This is a genomic window from Nocardioides pacificus, assembly GCF_054775955.1.
This window is the reverse complement of sequence record NZ_BAAHCI010000002.1, coordinates 38,232-57,086: the sequence shown is the minus strand read 5'-3', so window position 1 is coordinate 57,086 and position 18,855 is coordinate 38,232. Positions and strand designations below refer to the sequence as shown.

General features: G+C 71.8%; 20 protein-coding genes and 1 tRNA gene. 15 read left to right on the top strand and 6 right to left on the bottom strand.

The genetic code is table 11. The annotated features are described in order from the left end of the window. Window positions 1-88: 88 nt before the first annotated feature. The 5 genes from ACYU7L_RS00425 to ACYU7L_RS00405 all read left to right on the top strand — a co-directional run bounded on the left by ACYU7L_RS00425 (window position 89) and on the right by ACYU7L_RS00405 (window position 5,663). Entirely contained in the window at window positions 89-1,516 is a 1,428-nt protein-coding gene (locus ACYU7L_RS00425) for a hypothetical protein (RefSeq protein ID WP_460793169.1), read from the top strand. Next, window positions 1,516-2,103 carry a hypothetical protein gene (locus tag ACYU7L_RS00420; protein ID WP_460793168.1) on the top strand — a complete coding sequence of 196 codons (588 nt, stop codon included), beginning with the start codon at window positions 1,516-1,518 and terminating at the stop codon, window positions 2,101-2,103. The genes ACYU7L_RS00425 and ACYU7L_RS00420 overlap by 1 nt, the downstream gene beginning before the upstream one ends. A gap of 280 nt (window positions 2,104-2,383) precedes the next feature. Then, complete coding sequence (locus tag ACYU7L_RS00415; RefSeq protein WP_460793167.1) at window positions 2,384-3,670, top strand: quaternary amine ABC transporter ATP-binding protein; 1,287 nt, start codon at window positions 2,384-2,386, stop codon at window positions 3,668-3,670. Then, complete coding sequence (locus ACYU7L_RS00410; protein WP_460793166.1) at window positions 3,670-4,704, top strand: ABC transporter permease; 1,035 nt, start codon at window positions 3,670-3,672, stop codon at window positions 4,702-4,704. The genes ACYU7L_RS00415 and ACYU7L_RS00410 overlap by 1 nt, the downstream gene beginning before the upstream one ends. Window positions 4,705-4,772: 68 nt before the next feature. Then, the gene (locus tag ACYU7L_RS00405) at window positions 4,773-5,663 is read left to right on the top strand and encodes a glycine betaine ABC transporter substrate-binding protein (protein ID WP_460793164.1); all 891 of its coding nucleotides are present in this window, start codon (window positions 4,773-4,775) and stop codon (window positions 5,661-5,663) included. Between the two features lie 117 nt (window positions 5,664-5,780). On the opposite strand, the gene ACYU7L_RS00400 is transcribed toward ACYU7L_RS00405, so the two are convergent. Both ACYU7L_RS00400 and ACYU7L_RS00395 read right to left on the bottom strand, forming a co-directional pair. After that, window positions 5,781-7,475, bottom strand: a complete 1,695-nt coding sequence (locus ACYU7L_RS00400) for a long-chain-fatty-acid--CoA ligase (protein WP_460793163.1) — start codon at window positions 7,473-7,475, stop codon at window positions 5,781-5,783. A 46-nt stretch (window positions 7,476-7,521) separates the two neighbouring features. Then, window positions 7,522-8,043, bottom strand: coding sequence for a mismatch-specific DNA-glycosylase (locus tag ACYU7L_RS00395; protein ID WP_460793162.1), 522 nt, complete (start codon window positions 8,041-8,043; stop codon window positions 7,522-7,524). A gap of 173 nt (window positions 8,044-8,216) precedes the next feature. On the opposite strand from ACYU7L_RS00395, the gene ACYU7L_RS00390 reads away from it, so the two are divergent. Both ACYU7L_RS00390 and ACYU7L_RS00385 read left to right on the top strand, forming a co-directional pair. Next, a complete protein-coding gene (locus ACYU7L_RS00390) occupies window positions 8,217-8,387 on the top strand; it encodes a hypothetical protein (protein ID WP_460793161.1) in 171 nt (56 codons plus the stop codon). Between the two features lie 692 nt (window positions 8,388-9,079). Further along, window positions 9,080-10,237, top strand: a complete 1,158-nt coding sequence (locus ACYU7L_RS00385) for a matrixin family metalloprotease (RefSeq protein WP_460793160.1) — start codon at window positions 9,080-9,082, stop codon at window positions 10,235-10,237. Between the two features lie 14 nt (window positions 10,238-10,251). Here ACYU7L_RS00385 and ACYU7L_RS00380 read toward each other — a convergent pair. From ACYU7L_RS00380 to ACYU7L_RS00370, 3 genes are all read right to left on the bottom strand, one after another. Next, window positions 10,252-10,324 (bottom strand) — tRNA-Lys (locus tag ACYU7L_RS00380). Window positions 10,325-10,475: 151 nt separating this feature from the next. Beyond that, window positions 10,476-10,889, bottom strand: coding sequence for a hypothetical protein (locus ACYU7L_RS00375; RefSeq protein WP_460793159.1), 414 nt, complete (start codon window positions 10,887-10,889; stop codon window positions 10,476-10,478). Window positions 10,890-10,899: 10 nt separating this feature from the next. Further along, window positions 10,900-11,919 carry an AraC family transcriptional regulator gene (locus tag ACYU7L_RS00370; RefSeq protein WP_460793158.1) on the bottom strand — a complete coding sequence of 340 codons (1,020 nt, stop codon included), beginning with the start codon at window positions 11,917-11,919 and terminating at the stop codon, window positions 10,900-10,902. A 101-nt stretch (window positions 11,920-12,020) separates the two neighbouring features. On the opposite strand from ACYU7L_RS00370, the gene ACYU7L_RS00365 reads away from it, so the two are divergent. After that, window positions 12,021-13,136, top strand: a complete 1,116-nt coding sequence (locus tag ACYU7L_RS00365) for an MBL fold metallo-hydrolase (RefSeq protein WP_460793157.1) — start codon at window positions 12,021-12,023, stop codon at window positions 13,134-13,136. Further along, window positions 13,133-13,975: an SDR family oxidoreductase gene (locus ACYU7L_RS00360; protein WP_460793155.1), complete on the top strand. Its 843-nt coding sequence runs from the start codon at window positions 13,133-13,135 to the stop codon at window positions 13,973-13,975. Before ACYU7L_RS00365 ends, ACYU7L_RS00360 begins: the two co-directional genes overlap by 4 nt. Here the strand turns inward: ACYU7L_RS00360 and ACYU7L_RS00355 are convergent. Beyond that, on the bottom strand, window positions 13,965-14,591 hold the full coding sequence (locus ACYU7L_RS00355; protein ID WP_460793153.1) for a C40 family peptidase: 627 nt from the start codon (window positions 14,589-14,591) through the stop codon (window positions 13,965-13,967). The two genes, ACYU7L_RS00360 and ACYU7L_RS00355, sit on opposite strands and share 11 nt — an antisense overlap. Window positions 14,592-14,604: 13 nt before the next feature. Here ACYU7L_RS00355 and ACYU7L_RS00350 point away from each other — a divergent pair, with 13 nt between their 5' ends. From ACYU7L_RS00350 to cspE, 6 genes are all read left to right on the top strand, one after another. Continuing rightward, a complete protein-coding gene (locus ACYU7L_RS00350; RefSeq protein WP_460793151.1) occupies window positions 14,605-14,847 on the top strand; it encodes a hypothetical protein in 243 nt (80 codons plus the stop codon). 9 nt (window positions 14,848-14,856) lie between these two features. Next, window positions 14,857-15,615 (top strand): ANTAR domain-containing protein, encoded by a 759-nt coding sequence (locus ACYU7L_RS00345; protein ID WP_460793150.1) that lies wholly within the window; start codon window positions 14,857-14,859, stop codon window positions 15,613-15,615. Next, window positions 15,612-16,319: a GAF and ANTAR domain-containing protein gene (locus tag ACYU7L_RS00340; protein ID WP_460793149.1), complete on the top strand. Its 708-nt coding sequence runs from the start codon at window positions 15,612-15,614 to the stop codon at window positions 16,317-16,319. The genes ACYU7L_RS00345 and ACYU7L_RS00340 overlap by 4 nt, the downstream gene beginning before the upstream one ends. A 72-nt stretch (window positions 16,320-16,391) precedes the next feature. Beyond that, window positions 16,392-17,351 carry a hypothetical protein gene (locus tag ACYU7L_RS00335; RefSeq protein WP_460793148.1) on the top strand — a complete coding sequence of 320 codons (960 nt, stop codon included), beginning with the start codon at window positions 16,392-16,394 and terminating at the stop codon, window positions 17,349-17,351. A 169-nt stretch (window positions 17,352-17,520) separates the two neighbouring features. Continuing rightward, window positions 17,521-18,270 (top strand): AfsR/SARP family transcriptional regulator, encoded by a 750-nt coding sequence (locus ACYU7L_RS00330; protein WP_460793147.1) that lies wholly within the window; start codon window positions 17,521-17,523, stop codon window positions 18,268-18,270. A 266-nt stretch (window positions 18,271-18,536) separates the two neighbouring features. Continuing rightward, on the top strand, window positions 18,537-18,740 hold the full coding sequence (cspE, locus tag ACYU7L_RS00325; RefSeq protein ID WP_028636594.1) for a transcription antiterminator/RNA stability regulator CspE: 204 nt from the start codon (window positions 18,537-18,539) through the stop codon (window positions 18,738-18,740). Window positions 18,741-18,855: the final 115 nt, after the last annotated feature.

Below are 18,855 nucleotides of genomic sequence, written 5' to 3'. Positions count from 1 at the left end.
GACGGGTGATGTGAGACACGTTGTCACGGTGCGTGACCCCAACCACAGGTGCTTCGTTAAGGCGGCGGACGGGAAGGAGAACCCACGCATGCACGCATCCAAGAACTCACGACCGGGTCAGATGACTCGGAGGCCCCGCTGGATCCGCGGGACGGTGGCGACGACCGCCGCCCTCGGCTTGGTCCTGATGGGACCCACCGCCGCGATCGCGGCCGGCGACGACACGACGCAGCCGCGCGACCAGATCGGGCTGGGAGCGCTGCTCGAGACGCTGACCGCCCCGCTCGCCCCGGTGCTCGAGGGTCTGGCCGGCGCAGCTCAGGGCGCCGGAGGGACCGGCTCCACGGCACCCGACGGCGCGAGCAAGGCCGGCAGCGCCGCCACCGACGACGGGGACTCCGAGGGCCACGAGACCCCGGACCCCACCGGTGACGACCACGCCTCCACGCAGGGCGTCGCGGCCGAGGTGGCCGACAACGAGCTGGCCCAGGTGGGCGGCACGAGCGCGTCGGTCGGCAACGACAACAGCACCGAGTCGCAGGCCACGGTCCTCGCGCTCGGCGGACAGACGATCATCGGTGCCGAGGCCGACTCCCGTGGCACCAAGGAGGCCCAGGCGGGCGACCCGCTCGCCCCGGTGTGCGACGCCAGCGGTGGTGCCCTGTGTGCCGCGCTGCTGTTCGCGGAAGCGTCCGCCTCCGAGGACGGCCCTGGCTCGCGCTCCTCGAGCAGCATCGGCCTGGCCCGCGCCTGCCTCGGTGGGGAGACCCCCACCGGCGCCGACTGCGACGGTCCGGTGCAGGCCGGCGTCGCGGAGAGCTCCAGCGAGATCACCCGCAACAAGGGTGGCCACACGATCGCGAAGGCGACCACGTCGGTCGCCGACGTGTGCCTGGTCCCCGGCGCTGCCGGCGAGGGCTGCGCGGTCGGCATCGAGGCGCTGAGCACCACCACGACCTCCAACTCCAAGACCGGTGAGAGCACGCGCACCTCGAAGATCGCCGGGCTCACCCTCGCCGGCAACGAGGTCCTCACCCTCGAGGACCCGATCGGCATCTCCGTGCCGCCCGGCTGCACCTCGCCGGCGCTGCTGTGCGCCTTCCTCAACCAGGGCGAGACCCACTCCGGTCCGGGCACCAACCGCTCCGCGGCCCAGGAGGCCCTGCACGTCCTGCTCCTCGACGGCACCGTCGACGCGCTCGTCGGTCAGGCCGAGACCAAGGTCCACCAGGGCCCGGTCGACACCGACACCGACGGTGGCGACGACAACGACGGCGGGGACAACGACGGCGGGGACAACAACCCCGGAGGCAACAACAACGGTGGCGGGGACGGCAACGGCAACGGTGGGGGCGACGGCAGCGGCGCCCAGGCCGGCGGCTCGTATGATGACGGCGTGCTTCCCAACACCGGTGGCGTCTGGTCCGGGCTGCTGAGCCTCGGCCTGCTCGGCCTCGCGCTCGGCTCGTTCCTGGTCGCGTGGAGCCGTCGTACCTCCCTGGTCGACGCCAGCTGATGGGCGTTCTGGACCGGCTGCCGGGCACAGGTGCCCGCGGTGTCGTCGTCGCCGCCCTCGTCGGCGCCCTCGCCCTGGTCGCCGCCGGCGCCCTGGCGTGGATGACCTGGGGACCGCAGGACGACGCCGAGCCGGTCGCCGGCACCACCACCGAGCCCGCCCTGCGCACCGTCAAGGCGCGCGGCGGCGGGTTCGAGGTGCCGGTCCCGAAGAAGATGAAGGCCACCCGGCCCGGCAAGGCCGTGCGCCTTGTCGGGGCCGGGCGGCGCGTGGTCGTCACGGTGTCGCCGGCCTCGGCCGGCAAGCCGCAGCGGGTCCACGAGCAGGTGCTGTCCCAGATCCGGGCGGCCTATCCGAAGGTCAGTGTCGAAGCGACGGTGCCCAGCGTGCTGGACGGCCACGCGGGCCTACGCTCGATCGGCGCAGCGGCGCGCGACGACGGCACTGGCCTGGTGCTCACCGTGACGACCGCGGGATCCGGCAAGCGGGCGTGGGCGGTCACCGTCTTCACGGCACGCGACGTCCGGCCCGCCGAGGTGGAGCGGTTCGTCACCCCGGTGCTGACCGGGCTGCGACTGGGTCGCTGAGACTGGGCCGCTGAGTTCGGGCCGCTGAGCGCGGGCCGCAGACGGGGCCCCCTTCCCCGGGCGACGCCCGGGATGTGCCGGGGGCCGCAGAGTTCGTTAGGTTGTCCCGGCGGCTGACATGCCCGGAGCTCGGCTCCAGGTCACGCCAGTCTGTGTGGTGCCATGCGCGATCGGGGCCCCTCCGCGGAGTCGCGGGGACCACGGACGGTGTCAGCCCGTTACAGCGGCGTCGACAGACGGGTCGACGCCCTCGCTCTGGGAGCCCTGAGCCGACGTGCCGATGATCGAAGCCCATGACGTCTACAAGGTGTTCGGGCGCCGCCCCGAGCGCGCCGTGGAGCGCCTCCGAGCCGGTGCCTCCCGAGACGAGTTGCGCGAGCACGGCCTCACCGCCGCGGTCATCGATGCGACGTTCGACGTGGCGCCGGGCGAGATCTTCGTGGTCATGGGCCTGTCCGGATCCGGGAAGTCCACGCTGATCCGGATGGCCAACGGGCTGCTGCTGCCGACGGCCGGCAGCTTCCAGGTCGCCGGGCAGGAGCTGTCCTCCATGGACGCTCGGCACCTGCGCCAGGTGCGCCGCGAGAAGGTCAGCATGGTCTTCCAGCACTTCGCGCTGCTGCCCCACCGCACGGTCGGCGAGAACGCGGCGTACGGGCTCAAGGTGCAGGGCATGAACCGCTCCGAGCGCGAGCGACGTGCCGACGAGGCTCTGGCCATGGTCGGCCTCGAGGGGTGGGGCGGATCCCGGCCCGACGAGCTCTCGGGCGGCATGCGCCAGCGCGTCGGTCTGGCACGGGCCCTCGCGGCCGGAACCGACATCATGCTGATGGACGAGGCGTTCAGCGCCCTCGACCCGCTGATCCGCCGCGAGATGCAGGACCAGTTGGTGGAGCTGCAGCACCGCCTCGACAAGACGATCCTGTTCATCACCCACGACCTCAACGAGGCCATGCGCCTGGGCGACCGGATCGCGATGATGCGCGACGGCCGCATCGTGCAGATCGGCACGGCCGAGGAGATCCTCAACGATCCCGCCAACGACTACGTCGCCCAGTTCGTCCAGGACGTCGACCGCACCCGCGTGCTCACCGCCTCCTCGGTGATGGAGCCGCCGGTCGCCGTGCTCGGGACCGAGCAGGGCCCGCGCGTCGCGCACAAGCTGATGCGCGAGCACCAGACCCCCGCCCTGATGGTCGTCGACCGGGAGCATCACCTGCGCGGCGTGGTCCTCGAGGACGACGCGGCCCGAGCGGTCGAGCGCGGTGGCGAGCTCGCCTCCGTGCTCCGCCCCGCGGTCACCGTGGGCCCGGACGTCGCCGTCGCCGACCTGTTCGCTGCCTCCGCCGACAGCCCGACCGCCCTCGCCGTGGTCGACGACCGTGGCCGGCTCCTGGGGGTGATCCCGCGAGTCACGCTGCTGAGCGCGCTGGGCGCGGTCGGGGGCCTGGACAGCACGAGTACGACGGGCGGCGCGCACGCCGCGCTCTCCCTGACGGCCCCCATGGCCCCCATGGCCCCGACCGCTCCGGCGGCCCCGGCGGCCCTGACCAAGGAGAGCAAGTGATGGGCGCGGCATCGTTCTCGACCCTGACCCGGGCGAGCGACCTCAGAGCCGAGACCGTGGAGTCCGGCATCCCCCGGATCCGGCTCGGCGACTGGATCGAGGAGGGCTTCGACTGGGTGCGCGAGCACCTCGGCGATTTCTTCGACTCCGTCGCCACGGTCATCGAGGACGCCGTCGACGGGCTGGCCGAGCTGCTCCAGTCACCGCCGGCCCTGCTCCTCGCGGTGCTCTTCGCCGTGCTGGCCTGGCTGGTCAAGGACTGGAAGCTGGCGCTCACCTCGCTGGTCGGCCTGACCCTGATCATCGCGATGGACCAGTGGGACAACGCGATGGAGACGCTGTCGCTGGTGCTGCTGGCGACGCTGGCCGCGCTCCTGATCGGCATCCCGACGGGGGTCGCCGCGGCCCGGTGGGACCGGGTCAGCCGCGCCGTGCGGCCGGTGATGGACCTGATGCAGACCATGCCCGGCATGGTGTGGCTGGTGCCGGCGGTGTCGCTGTTCAGCATCGGAACCGCGCCCGGTCTGGTGACGACGCTGATCTTCGCGCTGCCGCCCGCCGTACGCCTCACCGAGCTCGGCATCCGGCAGGTCGACGCCGAGGTGGTCGAGGCCGGGCACGCCTTCGGGGCCACGCCTCGCGAGATCATGCGCGGCATCCAGCTCCCGCTCGCCCTGCCGACGGTGATGGCCGGGGTGAACCAGGTGATCATGCTGGCCCTGTCGATGGCCGTGATCGCGGGCCTGGTGGGCGCCGGTGGGCTCGGGGGCGTGGTGGTCGGCTCGATCGCCAGCCTCCAGATCGGACTCGGCTTCGAGGCCGGCCTGTCCGTGGTGGTGCTGGCGATCTACCTCGACCGGCTCACCGCGACGGTGGGGTCCGGCGGCCCGGGACCCTGGCGCCGGCTGCTGTCGGTGCCCCTGCTGCGCCGCGGGCCGGCCGGTACGACGAAGGCAGGCGGCGCCGGTGGCACGGATGGCCCCGCCCCCGAGACTGCGGCGCCGGAGGACGGCGCCGTCCAGACGACCCGGTGACGGGTCGTGCGAGGAATGATGAGAGGACACGACGAATGACGCGCATGAAGGTATCCCGAGCAGTCGGCATGGCAGCGGGCCTCCTGGCCCTCGCCGGCACCACCGTGGCCTGTGGCTCGGACGACGGGGACGACAACGACACCGCCTCCGGTGGCGGCGAGTCCGGCGGTGGGACCGTGACCCTGGGCATCATCCCCTCGTGGACCGACGGACTGAGCACCGCACACCTGTGGAAGAACGTGCTCGAGGACGAGGGCTACACGGTCGAGATCGAGGAGATCTCCGAGGCCGCACTGCTCTACACCGGTGTGGCCCGCGGCGACATCGACGTCTACCCCTCGGCCTGGCCCGAGGTCACGCACGCCAGCTACATGGAGGAGTACGGCGACGACCTGGAGGACCTCGGGGCCTGGTACGAGGGCGCCAAGCTCACCTTCGCGGTGCCGGAGTACAGCGACCTGACCTCGATCTCCGACCTCGAGGGCAGGGGCGGTGACTTCGACGGCAAGATCATCGGCATCGAGCCCGGCGCCGGCCTGACCAAGGTCACCAAGGACGAGGTCATGCCGACCTACGGCATCGACGAGGAGTACGAGCTCGTCGAGTCCTCGACGACCGCGATGCTGACCGAGCTGAAGAAGGCGACCGAGAACGAGGACGACATCGTCGTCACGCTCTGGAAGCCGTTCTGGGCGAACTCCGAGTTCCCGATCAAGGACCTCGAGGACCCCGAGGGCGCGCTGGGCGAGGCCGAGACGCTAAACGCCATCGCGACCGACGGCTTCGCCGACGAGTTCCCCGACGTCGCCGAGATGATGGGCAACTTCACCCTCGACGACGAGCAGTACGGCTCCCTGGAGAACCTCGTCGTGAACGAGTACGGCGCAGGCAAGGAGGACGAGGCCGTCGAGGCGTGGCTCGAGGAGAACCCCGACTTCGTCGACAGCCTGAAGGGCTGACCTGATCCGACCCACTCGGGCCCGCTGTGAAGGGGCCTGATCTGAACGGGCCGGCGCGATGACCTGAGGGTCGTCGCGCCGGCCCGTCTGCTTGGGACGTACTCGGCTCGAGGTGCCTCAGCCCGGAAGGCCGTCGGCGTCGCCGATCTGGGCCGCCACCTCGCGGCGCAGGATCTTGCCCATCGGGTTGGTCGGCAGGTCGGTGACGGCGACGAAGCGGCGCGGCACCTTGTAGCCGGTGAGCTCGCGGTGCGCGTAGGCACGCAGCTCGTCGGCGTCGATGTCCCGGCCCTCGGCGGGGATGATCGCGGCCACGACCTGCTCGCTGCCGTCCTCGTGGGGGAGTCCCACGACGGCGACCTCGGCCACGGACTCGTGGTGGCGCAGGACGGTCTCGACCTCGCTGGGGTAGACGTTGAAGCCGCCGGTGATGATGACCTCCTTGATCCGGTCGACGACGGTGATGAACCCGTCGTCCGCGACCGTGACCACGTCACCGGTGCGGAACCAGCCGTCGTGGAAGGCCTGGGCGGTCTCCTCCGGGAGCCCCCGGTATCCCTCGAAGACCTGCGGGCCCTTGACCTGCAGCTCGCCGCGCTCCCCGGGGCCCACCTCGCGGGTGGGGTCCTCGGGGTCGGCGAGGCGGATGAGCACGTCGGGGAAGGGCACGCCGATGGAGCCGGGGCGACGGTCCTTGGTCATCGGGTTGCCGACCACCACCGGGGAGGTCTCGGTGAGCCCGTAGCCCTCGACCAGCAGGCCGCCGGTCGCGGCCTCCCAGCGCTCGACGAGCTCGGCGGGCAGCGGCATCGCGCCCGACAGGGAGTAGCGCACCCCCGTGATCGAGATGCCACGGTCCTCCGCGGCGTCGACGATGCGGTGATAGAGCGGCGGGACGGCCGGGATGAACGTCGGCACCTCCCGCTTGATCGCGGCCATCAGCAGGTCGAGCTCCGGCTTGGGGAGCAGCACCAGCTTGGCTGCCAGGCTGATCCCGAACAGCACGCTGATCGTCACGCCGTACGCGTGGAACATCGGCAGCGCGACGAGGAAGGACTCCTGCCCGGGCACGAGGCCGGGGACCCAGGCGCGTCCCTGGGTGCAGTTCGCGATCAGGTTGCGGTGGCGCAGGGGGACGCCCTTGGGGACGCCGGTGGTGCCGGACGTGTAGAGCAGCAGCGCGACGTCGTCGGCCACCGGACGCGGGTGGGCCTCGTCGATCGGCGTGGCGGACTCCAGCTCGGAGAAGGGCATCGCGCCGGGCGCGGGGGAGGTGAGCTGGTCGCGGGAGGCGCGGGCCTTGGCGATCGGCAGACGCAGCGCCAGGCGCTTGGCCAGCGGCAGCTCGGCGGTCAGGTCGACGGCGACGATGTGCTCGACGGCGTCGGTGTCGCGCAGCTCCTCGATGACCGGCACGACCTTGTCCCAGACGATCGCGACCTTGGCACCGTGGTCGGTGAAGGGGTGGCGCAGCTCGGCCGCGGTGTAGAGCGGGTTGTGCTCGACGACGACCGCGCCGAGGCGGAGCACGGCGTGGAAGGCGATGACGTTCTGCGGACAGTTCGGCATCACCAGGGCGACGCTGTCGCCCGCCTTCACGCCGAGCCGGCGCAGGCCCTCGGCCACGCGGCGTACCCGCTCGCCGACCTGGGCGTACGTCGTGGTGCGCCCCAGGAAGTCGAGCGCCGGCCGGTCGCCGTGCTCCGCGACGGACGTCTCGAACTGGTCGAGCACGGTGGTGTCGCCGTAGTGGAGTCGGGCCGGGACCCCCGGGCCGTAGGAACTGGTCCAGCTGGGTTCTGCGGCGCTCATGAATCTCCTCGTCGGCGAACCTACGCAGCCGTAGGCAAGGCCGAACTTACCGCGTGGGCTCGGTGTCCCGCATCCGGTCCGCGAGCTCGCTCCACCACGCCAGGCGAGTGGGGCGGCCGCCGTAGTCGCGGCGCCGGTTCACGCCGCTGCTGCTGGGCAGCACGAAGACCTCGGCTCCCGCGACCCGCCAGGCCTGCGGGCCCAGGTGGGGGCGCGGCTGGCCGTGCGCCCGCGCGACGGCGGTGGCCGCGACCAGCCCGTTGAAGGCCACCCACTGCGGGGTCGCGGTCGCGAGGCGTGCGGCCAGGTCGGGGACATCGAAGCCGGTGGGCGCGCCCGGGGTCTGGACCAGGCTGGCCAGCCCCACCCCGTGCTCGGGGAGGTCCTCGTCGTCGGTCGGGACGAGCAGCGCGGGGGTCAGCCCGGCTTGGTGGAGCAGGGTCCAGAAGGCGTCCCCGCGAGCGGAGAAGTGGTGGCCGCGCTCGGCCGCGCAGTCACCCACGGCGGTGCCGCACACCACCAGCGGGAGGCGGGGCGCGAGCCGATCGGGGAGGACGAGCACAGTCACCTCTCGAGTGTGTCCGGGACCTCACTGCGAACTTCCGCGCAGAGGGGGAAAACCGTCAAGTTCGACCTTCGGACGACCGTAGGATTCGTGTGCCGTCGCAGTCGTCCTGGCCCCACCGGCATTCCCTCTACCGACCCTTCTGAACCTCGAGAGAACAGCCTGTGTACGCCTCGGTGGCCCTGCCCCTCCTTCCACTCCTCGCCCTCCTCGCCCTGGCCGGGACGTTCGTCGTCGTCCCCCTGACGATCCGGTTCGTCGTCTGGCTCGCCGCCGGCGAGGACACCGCCTCGCTGATGTATGCCCAGCAGCTCGAGGACGAGGCCGCCGGGCTGACCCGGGTCTGACGGAGCCGCGGCCTCGCAGGCTCGGGCCTGCCGTTTGGTCCCCAACGGCGTCCTTTTCGTGCCGGGGCATGTCGTTTGTGCCCATTCGGTGATGTCCGGTGTGCCGCTGACCGCGCCTGCGGGGTCTCCTCTCGTCGTACGGCGTGTGGTTGCGCGTCGCGGTGGTCGGCGTCGGCCGGGTGCGCCGGTCTCGCAGGCTCGGGGGTGCCGTTTGGTCCCCAACGGCGTCCTTTTCGTGCTGGGGCATGTTGTTTGTGCCCATTCGGTGATGTCCGGTGTGCCGCTGACCGCGCCTGCGGGGCCCGCTCTCGTCGTACGGCGTGTGGCTGCGCGCCGCGGTGGCCGACGTTGGCCGGGTGCGCCGGTCTCGCAGGCTCGGGGGTGCCGTTTGGTCCCCAACGGCGTCCCTTTCGTGCCGGGGCATGTTGTTTGTGCCCATTCGGTGATGTCCGGTGTGCCGCTGACCGCGCCTGCGGGGCCTCCTCTCGCCGTATGGCGTGTGGCTGCGCGCCGCGGTGGCCGACGTCGGCCGGTTTCAGCGCCGATCTCGGGTCTGGCCCGATGAGCGCCGTTGAGGGATTCGCTCTCAAGGCGGGGCGGCGCTGAGCCGATTGAGAGGGGTGCGGCTGGTGGTGACCGTTCCTGACGGTCCCTCACCTGTGCCGCGATCACCACGAACACGAGGAGCGCAGATGCGGGGCACCATCACGGCGAGGTCGAGGGCCGCGTTGATCGGCTCGGCCGCGGCCGCGGTAGCCCTGGCTGGTCTTTCGACCACTCCGTCGGGCCTGGCCGCAGCGCCGCGCGACGCGGCCGTCCAGCACGCCGTGACCGGGTCCGACGGCATCGAGCGCGGCCTGCGGGTGAAGCGTGTCGCTCCTCGAACGCTGCTCGCCGCCCCGGCCAGCATTGGCACCGGTGCTCGCTTCACCGTTGCCGGCACCGCGCCGCACGCGAAGAACAACCGCGCCCGAGCGATGCGATTGCTGAGCAAGTCGGGCAGACGGTGGAGCCTCGTGGCCGTCCAGCGTCCGAACGCCAACGGCGTCTTCCAGTTCTCGGTGCTCGCCCCGAACAGGGCGGGCACGCTCGTCCTCAAGGCGGTCACGGTCGGCGCGAGGAAGCCGGTCAGCAAGACGGCTCGGGTGCGCGTCGTCGAGGTCCCCGTTCCGACGCCGACACCCACGCCGATCCCCGAGCCGACGCCCGACCCCACGCCGACGCCCACCCCGACTCCTGAGCCCGAGCCGACGCCGGACCCGACACCTGTCGACCGCCTGGGCGACGCGAACGACTGGGGCTGGCTGGCCCAGGGCTACGCCTGGCGCGCGCCCTGCGAGCCCATCACCTGGGCGTACAACGAGCTCGGCTCCTACGCCGGCTCGTTCGCCGACGTCCAGCGCTCCTTCGAGCGGATCAGCGAGCACACCGGCATCACGTTCGAGTACGTCGGGCCGAGCGCGCGCGTGCCGTTCACCGGCGACTCCAGGAGCGCGAGCGACATCCTCATCGGTTGGGGCACCGAGGCGACCAACTCTTCGCTGAGGGGGTCGGTCATCGGCATCGGCGGACCCTCCGGGTGGCACTCGGGGCTGTACAACGCGCAGGTGCTGCTGGACAGCGACGGCATTCCGTTCGCCCGCCCCGGCCACGAGGCCGGCTGGGGCTTCACCTGGGGGCAGGTCATGGTCCACGAGATCCTGCACGGCCTGAATCTCGGCCACGCGAGGGGCCCGGAGCAGATCATGGCGCCGATGATCTCGAACGACCACTTCGACTTCGGTGCCGGCGACATCAGCGGCATGAAGGCGATCGGCGAGGCACGCGGATGCCTCACTCCGACGGGCTAGTTCGCCGAAGGCAGTAGGCCCCGTGGGACTCGAACCCACAACCAACGGATTAAAAGTCCGCTGCTCTAACCATTGAGCTAGAGGCCCGGGGGATCTAGGAGCACGTCCGGAGAACATCGCCGATAGCCATGATGTCGTCCAGGGGCGCCCACCTACCCGCCGGCTCAGGGTATCCGGATGGGAGACCTCCCGCGCCCGTGCCCCTCACCTGCCCTCCGGCGATGGCCCGAGCAGCCGACTATCCCCAAGGCTGCTGGTGGCGCGGCTGAGCCGGCAGCTCCGGCTCGACCGACGGCCCCGACCGCTCCGGCGGGCCAGGGGGCGCAATGCCCGACGAGGACCCGGGAGCCTGATACCTCGGCGCCGGCCTGCGGACGAGCAGGAGCAGCCCGGCGAACCCGATGCCCGCCCCGACGGCGGTGCCGACGATGAGGCGCTCCCACGACTGGCTCACGCAGGCGTCGATGATGCGCTGCTCGATCCGGCGCACGCGAGGGCTCGAGGTCGGATCGGCCTCGGTGACCAAGACGTCCAGTGCCGGCGGATTGCAGGAGACGCGCTCCTCCATCACGGTGACGCTCGCGGGGACAGTCGCGAGTCCGACGAACACGAGGAACCCGAGGACCATCGTCAACGCGCCGGCGAGCCTCATGCGCGACACCCTAGGACTCCGCGACCGCCCCGCGACGGATCTCGCGAGGCGACGCACCGGACCAGCGCCGCATCGCGTGGGACAGCGTGGACTGCTCGCTGAAGCCGACCAGCAGCGCGATCTGGCCGACCGGGAGGCTGGTGGTGCTCAGGTAGCGGTGCGCCGCCTCACGACGTACCTCGTCGAGCAGCGCGGCGAACGTCGTCCCGTGCGCGGCCAGCCGTCGTTGGAGAGTCCGCGGGTGGAGCGAGAACAGTCGGGCGATGCTGTCGACCGTGGGCGGCGCCGTGCGCAGCGACTCCGCGAGGGCGAGCCGGACCTGCGCCGTGAACTGGAGTCGAGGGTCGGGGAAGCGGCGGGCGAGATGCTCGAGCGCGAGCGCCGAGATGGCGTCGTCGGCGTCGTGGAAGGTCTGCTCGAGGAGCTCGCGGTGCACGCACAGCGCCGGCATGCTGGCGCCGAACCGGACGTCGGCGCCGAAGTAGTCGAGGTAGCGCTGCACCGGCGACAGCGGCTGGTGCGGGATCAGCACGGAGCGCAGCGTCCGGACCTCGCCGAGCAGCGACACCGCGACCCGGAAGAACAGGCCCAGCCCGAGCTCGATCGCCTGGGGCGAGTACGACGACTCCCGCAGGTCCTTGCGATAGGCGAGGGCGACCACGCCGCGACGGCCGGAGGGGTCCTCCTCGACGCTCACCCGCAGCGCGGGGCTGTGCACGAAGAGGAACCGCGACGCGCAGTCCAGCGCCTCCGCCACCGTCGAGGACGCCCCGATCGCGACCGCGAGCGGGCCGAGGATGGAGAGGTCCTGGGCCTCGGCGAGCCGGAGCCCGAGGTCGGGGCAGCCCAGCTCGCGGGCGGCGGCGTCGAGCATCAGGTCGTGCGCGGTGATCGGGATCAGCGCGTCGTCGTCGCCGAGCGCGCGGGGGTCGATGCCGAAGCGCGCCACCAGGGCGGCGGGGTCGCCGCCGAGGTCGTCGACCAGGTCGGCGAAGCCCCGCAGGCTCGCGGCTCGGATCATCGGCCCCATGGCCGCATTGTCGCGCGGAAACAAGTTCTCGGCCGCTCGGTGTCCCAAGATCGGCCAGAACCCCAGCAGAGGATGAGAACCCCCAGCAGAGGAGAGGCCCGATGGCGACGACCCTGACCGACTGCGGCGCGCGCACGATCCCGGAGTTCGACGGCGTGCACGACGTGTGGCCCCGCGGTGAGCGGCTGCGTGCGGTGCGCGAGGCCGCGGCGGCGTACAAGGTCCGCTTCAAGGAGCAGGGCCAGGTGCGAGCCGTCCGGTCCGTCGACATCGCGGCCGCGCCGTACCCGGTCAAGTACGCCTTCCACGACGCGGTGTCGGTGCCGACCCTGCCGCTGATCTCGATGATCAACCGGATGATCGTCGTGCAGTACGACGACTGGGCGGGGACGCCGCGCACCCTGGTGTTCGAGCCGACCGTCCCCGCCGGGTCGGCCGAGGCGCCGTTCTACGCCAACCTGCAGACGCTGATGGACAAGGTGCCGGGCGCGGGGCTCGTCGAGAAGCTGCTGGTGCAGTACTACAACGAGCCCGGCGACGTGCTGGCCGAGCTCGGCCTGAGCGCCGCGGACATCGACTTCTGCACCTTCGACCACCTCCACGTCCAGGACCCCCGGATGATCCTCGGGTCGAGCGCGGTCATCCCCGGCGAGAGCGAGCCGCGCACTCCTCTCTTCGGCGACGCGCGGATGCTCGTGCACAGCCGCGAGCTCGCCACCTTGCAGTCACTGCACCCGATGCAGTGGGCGTGGTACGTCGAGGGCGGGCTGGACGGGGTCGACCCCGACAGGTTCGTCACCTTCGACGCCGACGTCGAGCTCGGTCCCGGCGTCGCCCTGCTGTGGACCCCGGGGCACACCGACGGCAACCACTCGCTGGTCCTCAACACCCCCGACGGGGTCTGGGTCTCCTCCGAGAACGGCATCTCCCTGGACAACTGGCAGCCCGAGCTCTCGAAGATCCCCGGGGTGCGCAGGTATCACGAGCAGTTCGGCCGCGAGATCTGCCCGAACGCCAACACGCTCGAGGACTCCCTCGACCAGTACGACTCGATGGTCAAGGAGAAGACGATGGCCGACCCGTGTCGCGACGACCCGCGCTGGCTGCAGATCCTGCCCAGCACCGAGCTCGTGTCGTGGAAGCGGTTCTGGCCGGTCGTGCCCACCTACGCCCACGGCGGCATCGCGTACGGCGAGATCCGGGCGGGTCTGCGATGACGACGCCTGCCGGTGCCCCCGCCGGTGCGGTCGTGACCGGAGCCGGGCGCGGACTGGGCCGGCAGATCGCCGAGCTCCTCGCCGCGCGCGGCCACCAGGTGCTGGTCACCGACGTCGACGGCGCGGCCGCGCAGACGGCGGCCGACGAGATCGGTCGCGGTGCCCTGGCCATGGCCGTCGACGTCCGCGACCACGCGCAGGTCGAGGCAGCCCGCGACGCGATCGTGGCGGCCGCCGGCCGGCTCGACGTCTGGGTCAACAACGCAGGCGTGCTGCTCACCGGACCGGCCTGGACGCAGTCGCCCGACCAGCGCCGGCTGATGATCGAGGTCAACGCGCTGGGCACCATCAACGGCACCGTCGCCGCCATCGAGGCGATGCGCGGGGCCGGTGGGCACGTGGTCAACATCGTCTCGCTGGCCGGCCTCACCGCCGTCCCCGGCGAGGCGGTGTACGCCGCGTCGAAGCACGCCGCGATCGGCTTCAGCCTCAGCACGCTGCACGACCTGCGCCGAGCGGGCATCAAGGACGTCGACATCTCCTGCGTCTGCCCCGACGGGATCTGGACTCCGATGCTCTTCGACAAGCTCGAGGACCCGGAGTCCGCCCTGTCCTTCTCCGGCAAGCTGCTCCAGCCCGCCGAGGTCGTGGCGGCGGTGGCCAAGGTCCTCGACCGTCCGCGCCCGGTCACCACGCTGCCGCGGTGGCGAGGGGCCGTCTCCCGGCTCGCGGACGCCCTGCCCACGCTCGGGCTGGCGGCCGTGCCGCTGGTCGTCGCCCAGGGCCGCCGCGCCCAGCGCAGGCTGCTGGCGCGCGGGGGCCCCTCCCTCACCCGCTAGCGCCCGGGACGCGTACGGCGATCTCCCGGCCCAGCGTGGCGCCACCGAGCAGCCGCAGGTCGTCGCCGGACCAGAACATGCCGGGGTCGTAGTAGTTCGTCGGCCGCTCCGAGCCCAGCAGGCCCATCGCCTGGTAGGTGCCGGCGACGACCTCGGCGCAGTACGTCGACTCGACCGGGGCGGGGCGGCGCAGCCGTCCGCGGAACCACCTGCCCGCGAGCCTCGCGGTCGAAGGGAACGGCGTCCCGTCCATCCGGGCGATCGTGCGCAGCACCGCGTCCTCCATCGCGGGGGTGACCTCGCCCTCGAGCTGGCGCAGCCACGGCCGCTGCCCGTAGCGGGTCACCCACTGCTCGACGGCGCCGCGCAGGTCGTGCAGCTGGACCCCGCGGTGGTGGGCCCCGCTCCACACGTCGAGGAGGCCCTGACCCAGCTCCGCGTGCCACATCAGCGGCGGCATGTCGTCGAGCACCACCGCCATCCCGACGTGGTTGACCGGGGCGTTGGTGACGGCACGGATAGCCTGGTCCGCGGCCGACCGGCCACGGAACAGCCACAGGTCGCCGGTGCGGGTCAGGTCGACCGCCTGCTCCAGGCTCAGGACCGACTCAGGCACAGGAGGGCTCCTCGTGAAGGTGTGGAAGGTGCTCGGTGTCGCCGGGCTGGCGGGCGTGGCCGCCACCGGCGCCATTGTTGCGCGCAACGAGCGTCGTCGTACCCAGATGACGCCGGACGAGATCCGCGAGCGGCTGCGCCAGCGCCACGCCGGTGCAGCCGAGACTCCCGCGGATCCCCCGGACATCCGAGCGCCGAGGGCTCGGCGTGGACGCGATCGACTCGTGGCCCGGCTGCGGAGGGGCGATCGGCAGTAGCCTGGAGGGGTGGACCCAGGAGAGGACGAGGGCGACGTTGCTGACCCGACGCGCGCGCGATCACGTGCCGACCTCTTCTCCCTGCTCGCGCACACCCTCGCCCAGGACCGGAGCGGTAGGCCGCTCGCGCTGCGCCTGTGCGGAGCCTTCGTGCAGATCCTCGGGGCGGACGGCGGCGCCATCACCGTTGCCTACAACGACCCGCAGCGGACCACGGTCTGCGTCACCGATGCCACGGCCGACCGCCTGGAGGACCTCCAGGACGTGCTGGGCGAGGGCCCCGGACCGGAAGCCTGCGCCTCCGGGGAGCACGTCCGCGCCCACCTGGGGAACGGCGGTGGAGGTCGGTGGCCGATGCTGGATCAGGCCGTCAGCGAGCAGTTGGGCGAACTGGTCGTCGACGCCTTTCCCATGCGCACTCAGACGACCGTTCTGGGGGTGATCACGGTCCACAGTCGAGGGCCGGCGCGACGATCGCCGTCCGGCAGGGCTGTGTACACGCTCGCGGACACGGTGGGGGCGGCGATCCTTCACCAGTCCGCCGACGCCGACGATGCGGTGGCGCGATGGAGCGCCCGCGACCGGGTGCACCAGGCGACCGGGATGGTGGTCGCCCAGCTCGCCATCGCGCCCGATGACGCGATCGCGCTGATGCGGGCGTTCGCGTTCAGCCACGGACTGGGGATGGACGAGGTGGCCGAGGAGATCCTCGAGCGGCGTCAGGACTTCAGCAGCAACGCGGACTTCCGAGGGGATGAGACACCATGACGGCTCGTACGGCGGTTCAGGTCTTCGCGGAGGCCACCCACGCGGTGGTTGAGCAGCGCGATGCACACGACACCCTGGCGCGCCTGCTCAGCGGCTGCCTCGAGGTGCTCGACGCCGACGCCGCCGGCGTGATGGTCGTCGCGGACGGAGGCGAGCTGGAGCTGCTCGCCGCGACGTCGCACCGCGTCGAGGAGCTGGAGCTCTACCAGGCCCAAGCCGACCGCGGCCCGTGTCGGGACGTCATCCACGCGGGGGAGGCGCTTGCGCTCGGCCCGGCCGACGCGCTCGTCGAGCGCTGGGGGGAGGTGGGTCGGGCCGTTGTCGATGCCGGGTTCGACGCCGTGGCTGCCTTCCCCGTGATGTGGCAGGGCCGGGTCCTCGGAGGGCTCAACGTGTTCCGCTCGTCCGAGAGGGCGGAGGTCGCCGACGAGCTCGGTCAGGCGTTCGCAGACGTGATCTCGCTGCTGCTGGTGCGCTCCCTGGACCTCAGCGTCGACGAGCTGTCCGCGCGGATCCGCTCCGTGCTGGCCGGGCGCTCCCGCATCGAACAGGCCAAGGGCGTCCTGGCCTTCCAGGAGAGCATCGCGATCGCGGACGCCTACGACCGTCTGGTGGAGCTGTCCCGCAAGCGGGGCCGCCCGATCGGCGAGACCGCCGCGTGGGTCGTCGAGCAGGCCGCCGCAGGACCCGACCGGGGCGCCTGAACCCCGACAGCGGCTGGCGGCATTCCTAGGCTTGACGCTGACCTGTCACAGCCAGACCCAGGACGCCTTCCGATGATGCCTCAGCGCCGCCCCGCAGCCTTCCTCCTGTTCAGCGCTGCGATCGCAGCACTCGTCGCGGCGCCGGCCACGGCCGTCGTTCCTGCCGTCGACGGTCCGGCCCCGGCCGCGATCGCGATGGCGGCGGCCGACCACGTCGTACTCGGCTCCGTCACCGGTCCCGGCGGGACCCCCTGGGAGAACGTCAAGGTCGCGGCGACCCCCGTGGGGTCGACCGTGCCGGCCGCCTCGGCGCTCACCTACGGCGGCCGCTACGAGCTCCGGCTGGCCCCAGGCACCTACCGCGTCGCCTTCAGCGACCTTGCCGAGCGCGTGCCGGACCAGGAGCGCGCCAGCCTGGTCACCGTCCTCGCCGGGCAGATCGACGCCCTCGATCTGGGGGCGCAGCGCCTGGTTCTCGGCACGGTCACCAGCTCGCTCGCCCCGGCGATCGTCGGCGCCCCGCACGTCGGCTCGACGCTGAGCGTCACGGAAGGGTCCTGGACGCCGGGGCTCGCGGTGGTCGAGCCAACGTGGGTGGCGGGGGAGACGACGCTCGGGGCGGGGTCGTCCCTGCGGCTGGCCCCCGCCCAGCTGGGCAAGCGGATCCACGTCGCGACCGCGGCCACCCGCGCGGGCTGGCTCGACGGCGCCGCGCGCACCACCCCGGTCACCGTCGGCAAGGCGCCCAGCACGGTGTCCGCCTCCGCGCCCGGCGTCGTACGGCGCGGCAAGGCCGCTCGCGTCAACGTCGTCGTCAGCGACCGGTCGGGCACTCCGGTCAAGGGCACCGTCACGCTCACCGAGAAGGGCCGGAAGCTGGGCGCGGCGAACGTCGCGGGAGCCACCAAGGCCACTCGCGCGTTCGTGCTCAAGGGCCTGCGCCCCGGGGTGCACGTGGTCGTGGTGACGTGGTCGGGCTCGACCTACGCGCTGCCGGGACGCGACACGCTGCGGATCACCGTCAAGCGCTGACCGTCTAGCGCTGATCGCCGAGCGCTGATCGCCCGACCCGGCGGTCCTCGCCCGAACCACACTCTCGCCACAGGTCCCCACCTGTTCGTCCACAACCCTCGACCACGGCCCGCATGGGGCGTCTACTGGAGGGGAGCCCGACACGTCGTGGGCAAACCCTGGAGGGGTCATGTGGGGCAGCGGAGTCGTCAAGATCACCGTGCTGGGCACGTTCACGGTCGAGCGCGCCGACGGGTCCATGGTCCAGGACGCCGACTGGACCTCTCCTCGCGCCGCTGAGCTGCTGCGGTTCCTCGCGACCCGGCACGGCAACGTGCTCGAGCCCGACGAGGTCGCCTCGACGCTGTGGGGCGAGTCGGGCACGCAGGCGGCCGCGAGCCTGCGCGACGCCGTCATCCACCTGCACCTGACCGTCGGCTCGGTCTGCGTGGTCGCGGTCGAGACCGGCATGTCACTGGTCGACACCTGGGTCGACCTCTTCGCCTACGAGCGTCGGGCCCGCGCCGTGAAGCGGCACACCCGCCACCGCGACTTCAAGGCCGCCGTCACCGCCGCCCAGGACTCGGAGTCCCTGCACCTGGGCGAGCTCTTCGCCTACGAGGAGCTGGCTCCGTGGGCGGTCGTCGAGCGCGACCGCGTCCGCCGCCTGCGCTCGGAGACCCTCGTGCTGGCCGCCGAGGCCGCTTCGAGCACCGACCAGCACCAGCTGGCGCTGGACTACGCCCACCGGGCGGTCCGGGTCGACATGTCCACCGAGCGCGCCTGGCGAGCGGTCATGCGCGCCGACGTCATGCTGGGACGGGTCGGCGCGGCGCGGCGCGCCTACGACGACTCGCGGCACGTGATCGCCGATGCCGAGCCGACTGAGCGCCTCGCCTCGGTGATCAGCTTCCCGATGCGCGCCCGCGTCGGGGCCTGAACCCGTCCCGACACCTGGCTGTAGCAGAACCTTCACCACGTTTCGCAGAATTTTCCTGCCGTGGATGGTTTGCACGGGGGCGGTCATTGGTACTGTTTGTCCTGCAACAGGTGCAAGTTCCAGAACGGCTGACGCCCGCGGAGTTTGTGATCCAACGGCGTTTCTGCTTCGTGAGGCTCAACTCGCGTAGTCGGAGCGACGTGTCACCGCATCTTTTGTGGGTCTTCGAAGTGAAGGCTCTCGCCCCGACTAAGGAGTATTGAGCAATGGCTCAGGGCACCGTGAAGTGGTTCAACGCCGAGAAGGGTTTCGGCTTCATTGCGCAGGAGGACGGCGGCGACGACGTCTTCGTGCACTACTCGGCGATTCAGTCGCAGGGCTACAAGTCCCTCGACGAGAACCAGAAGGTCGAGTTCGACGTCACCCAGGGTCCCAAGGGTCCCCAGGCGGAGAACGTTCGCGCCATCTGATCTCAGATCGCGCTGGACAGCACCTGTCCAACGACTGACGACGAGGCCTCACCCGTTCGGGTGGGGCCTCGTTGCCGTCTCCGGGAGTCCACCGGATGGGGCATTTTTCGTGCAT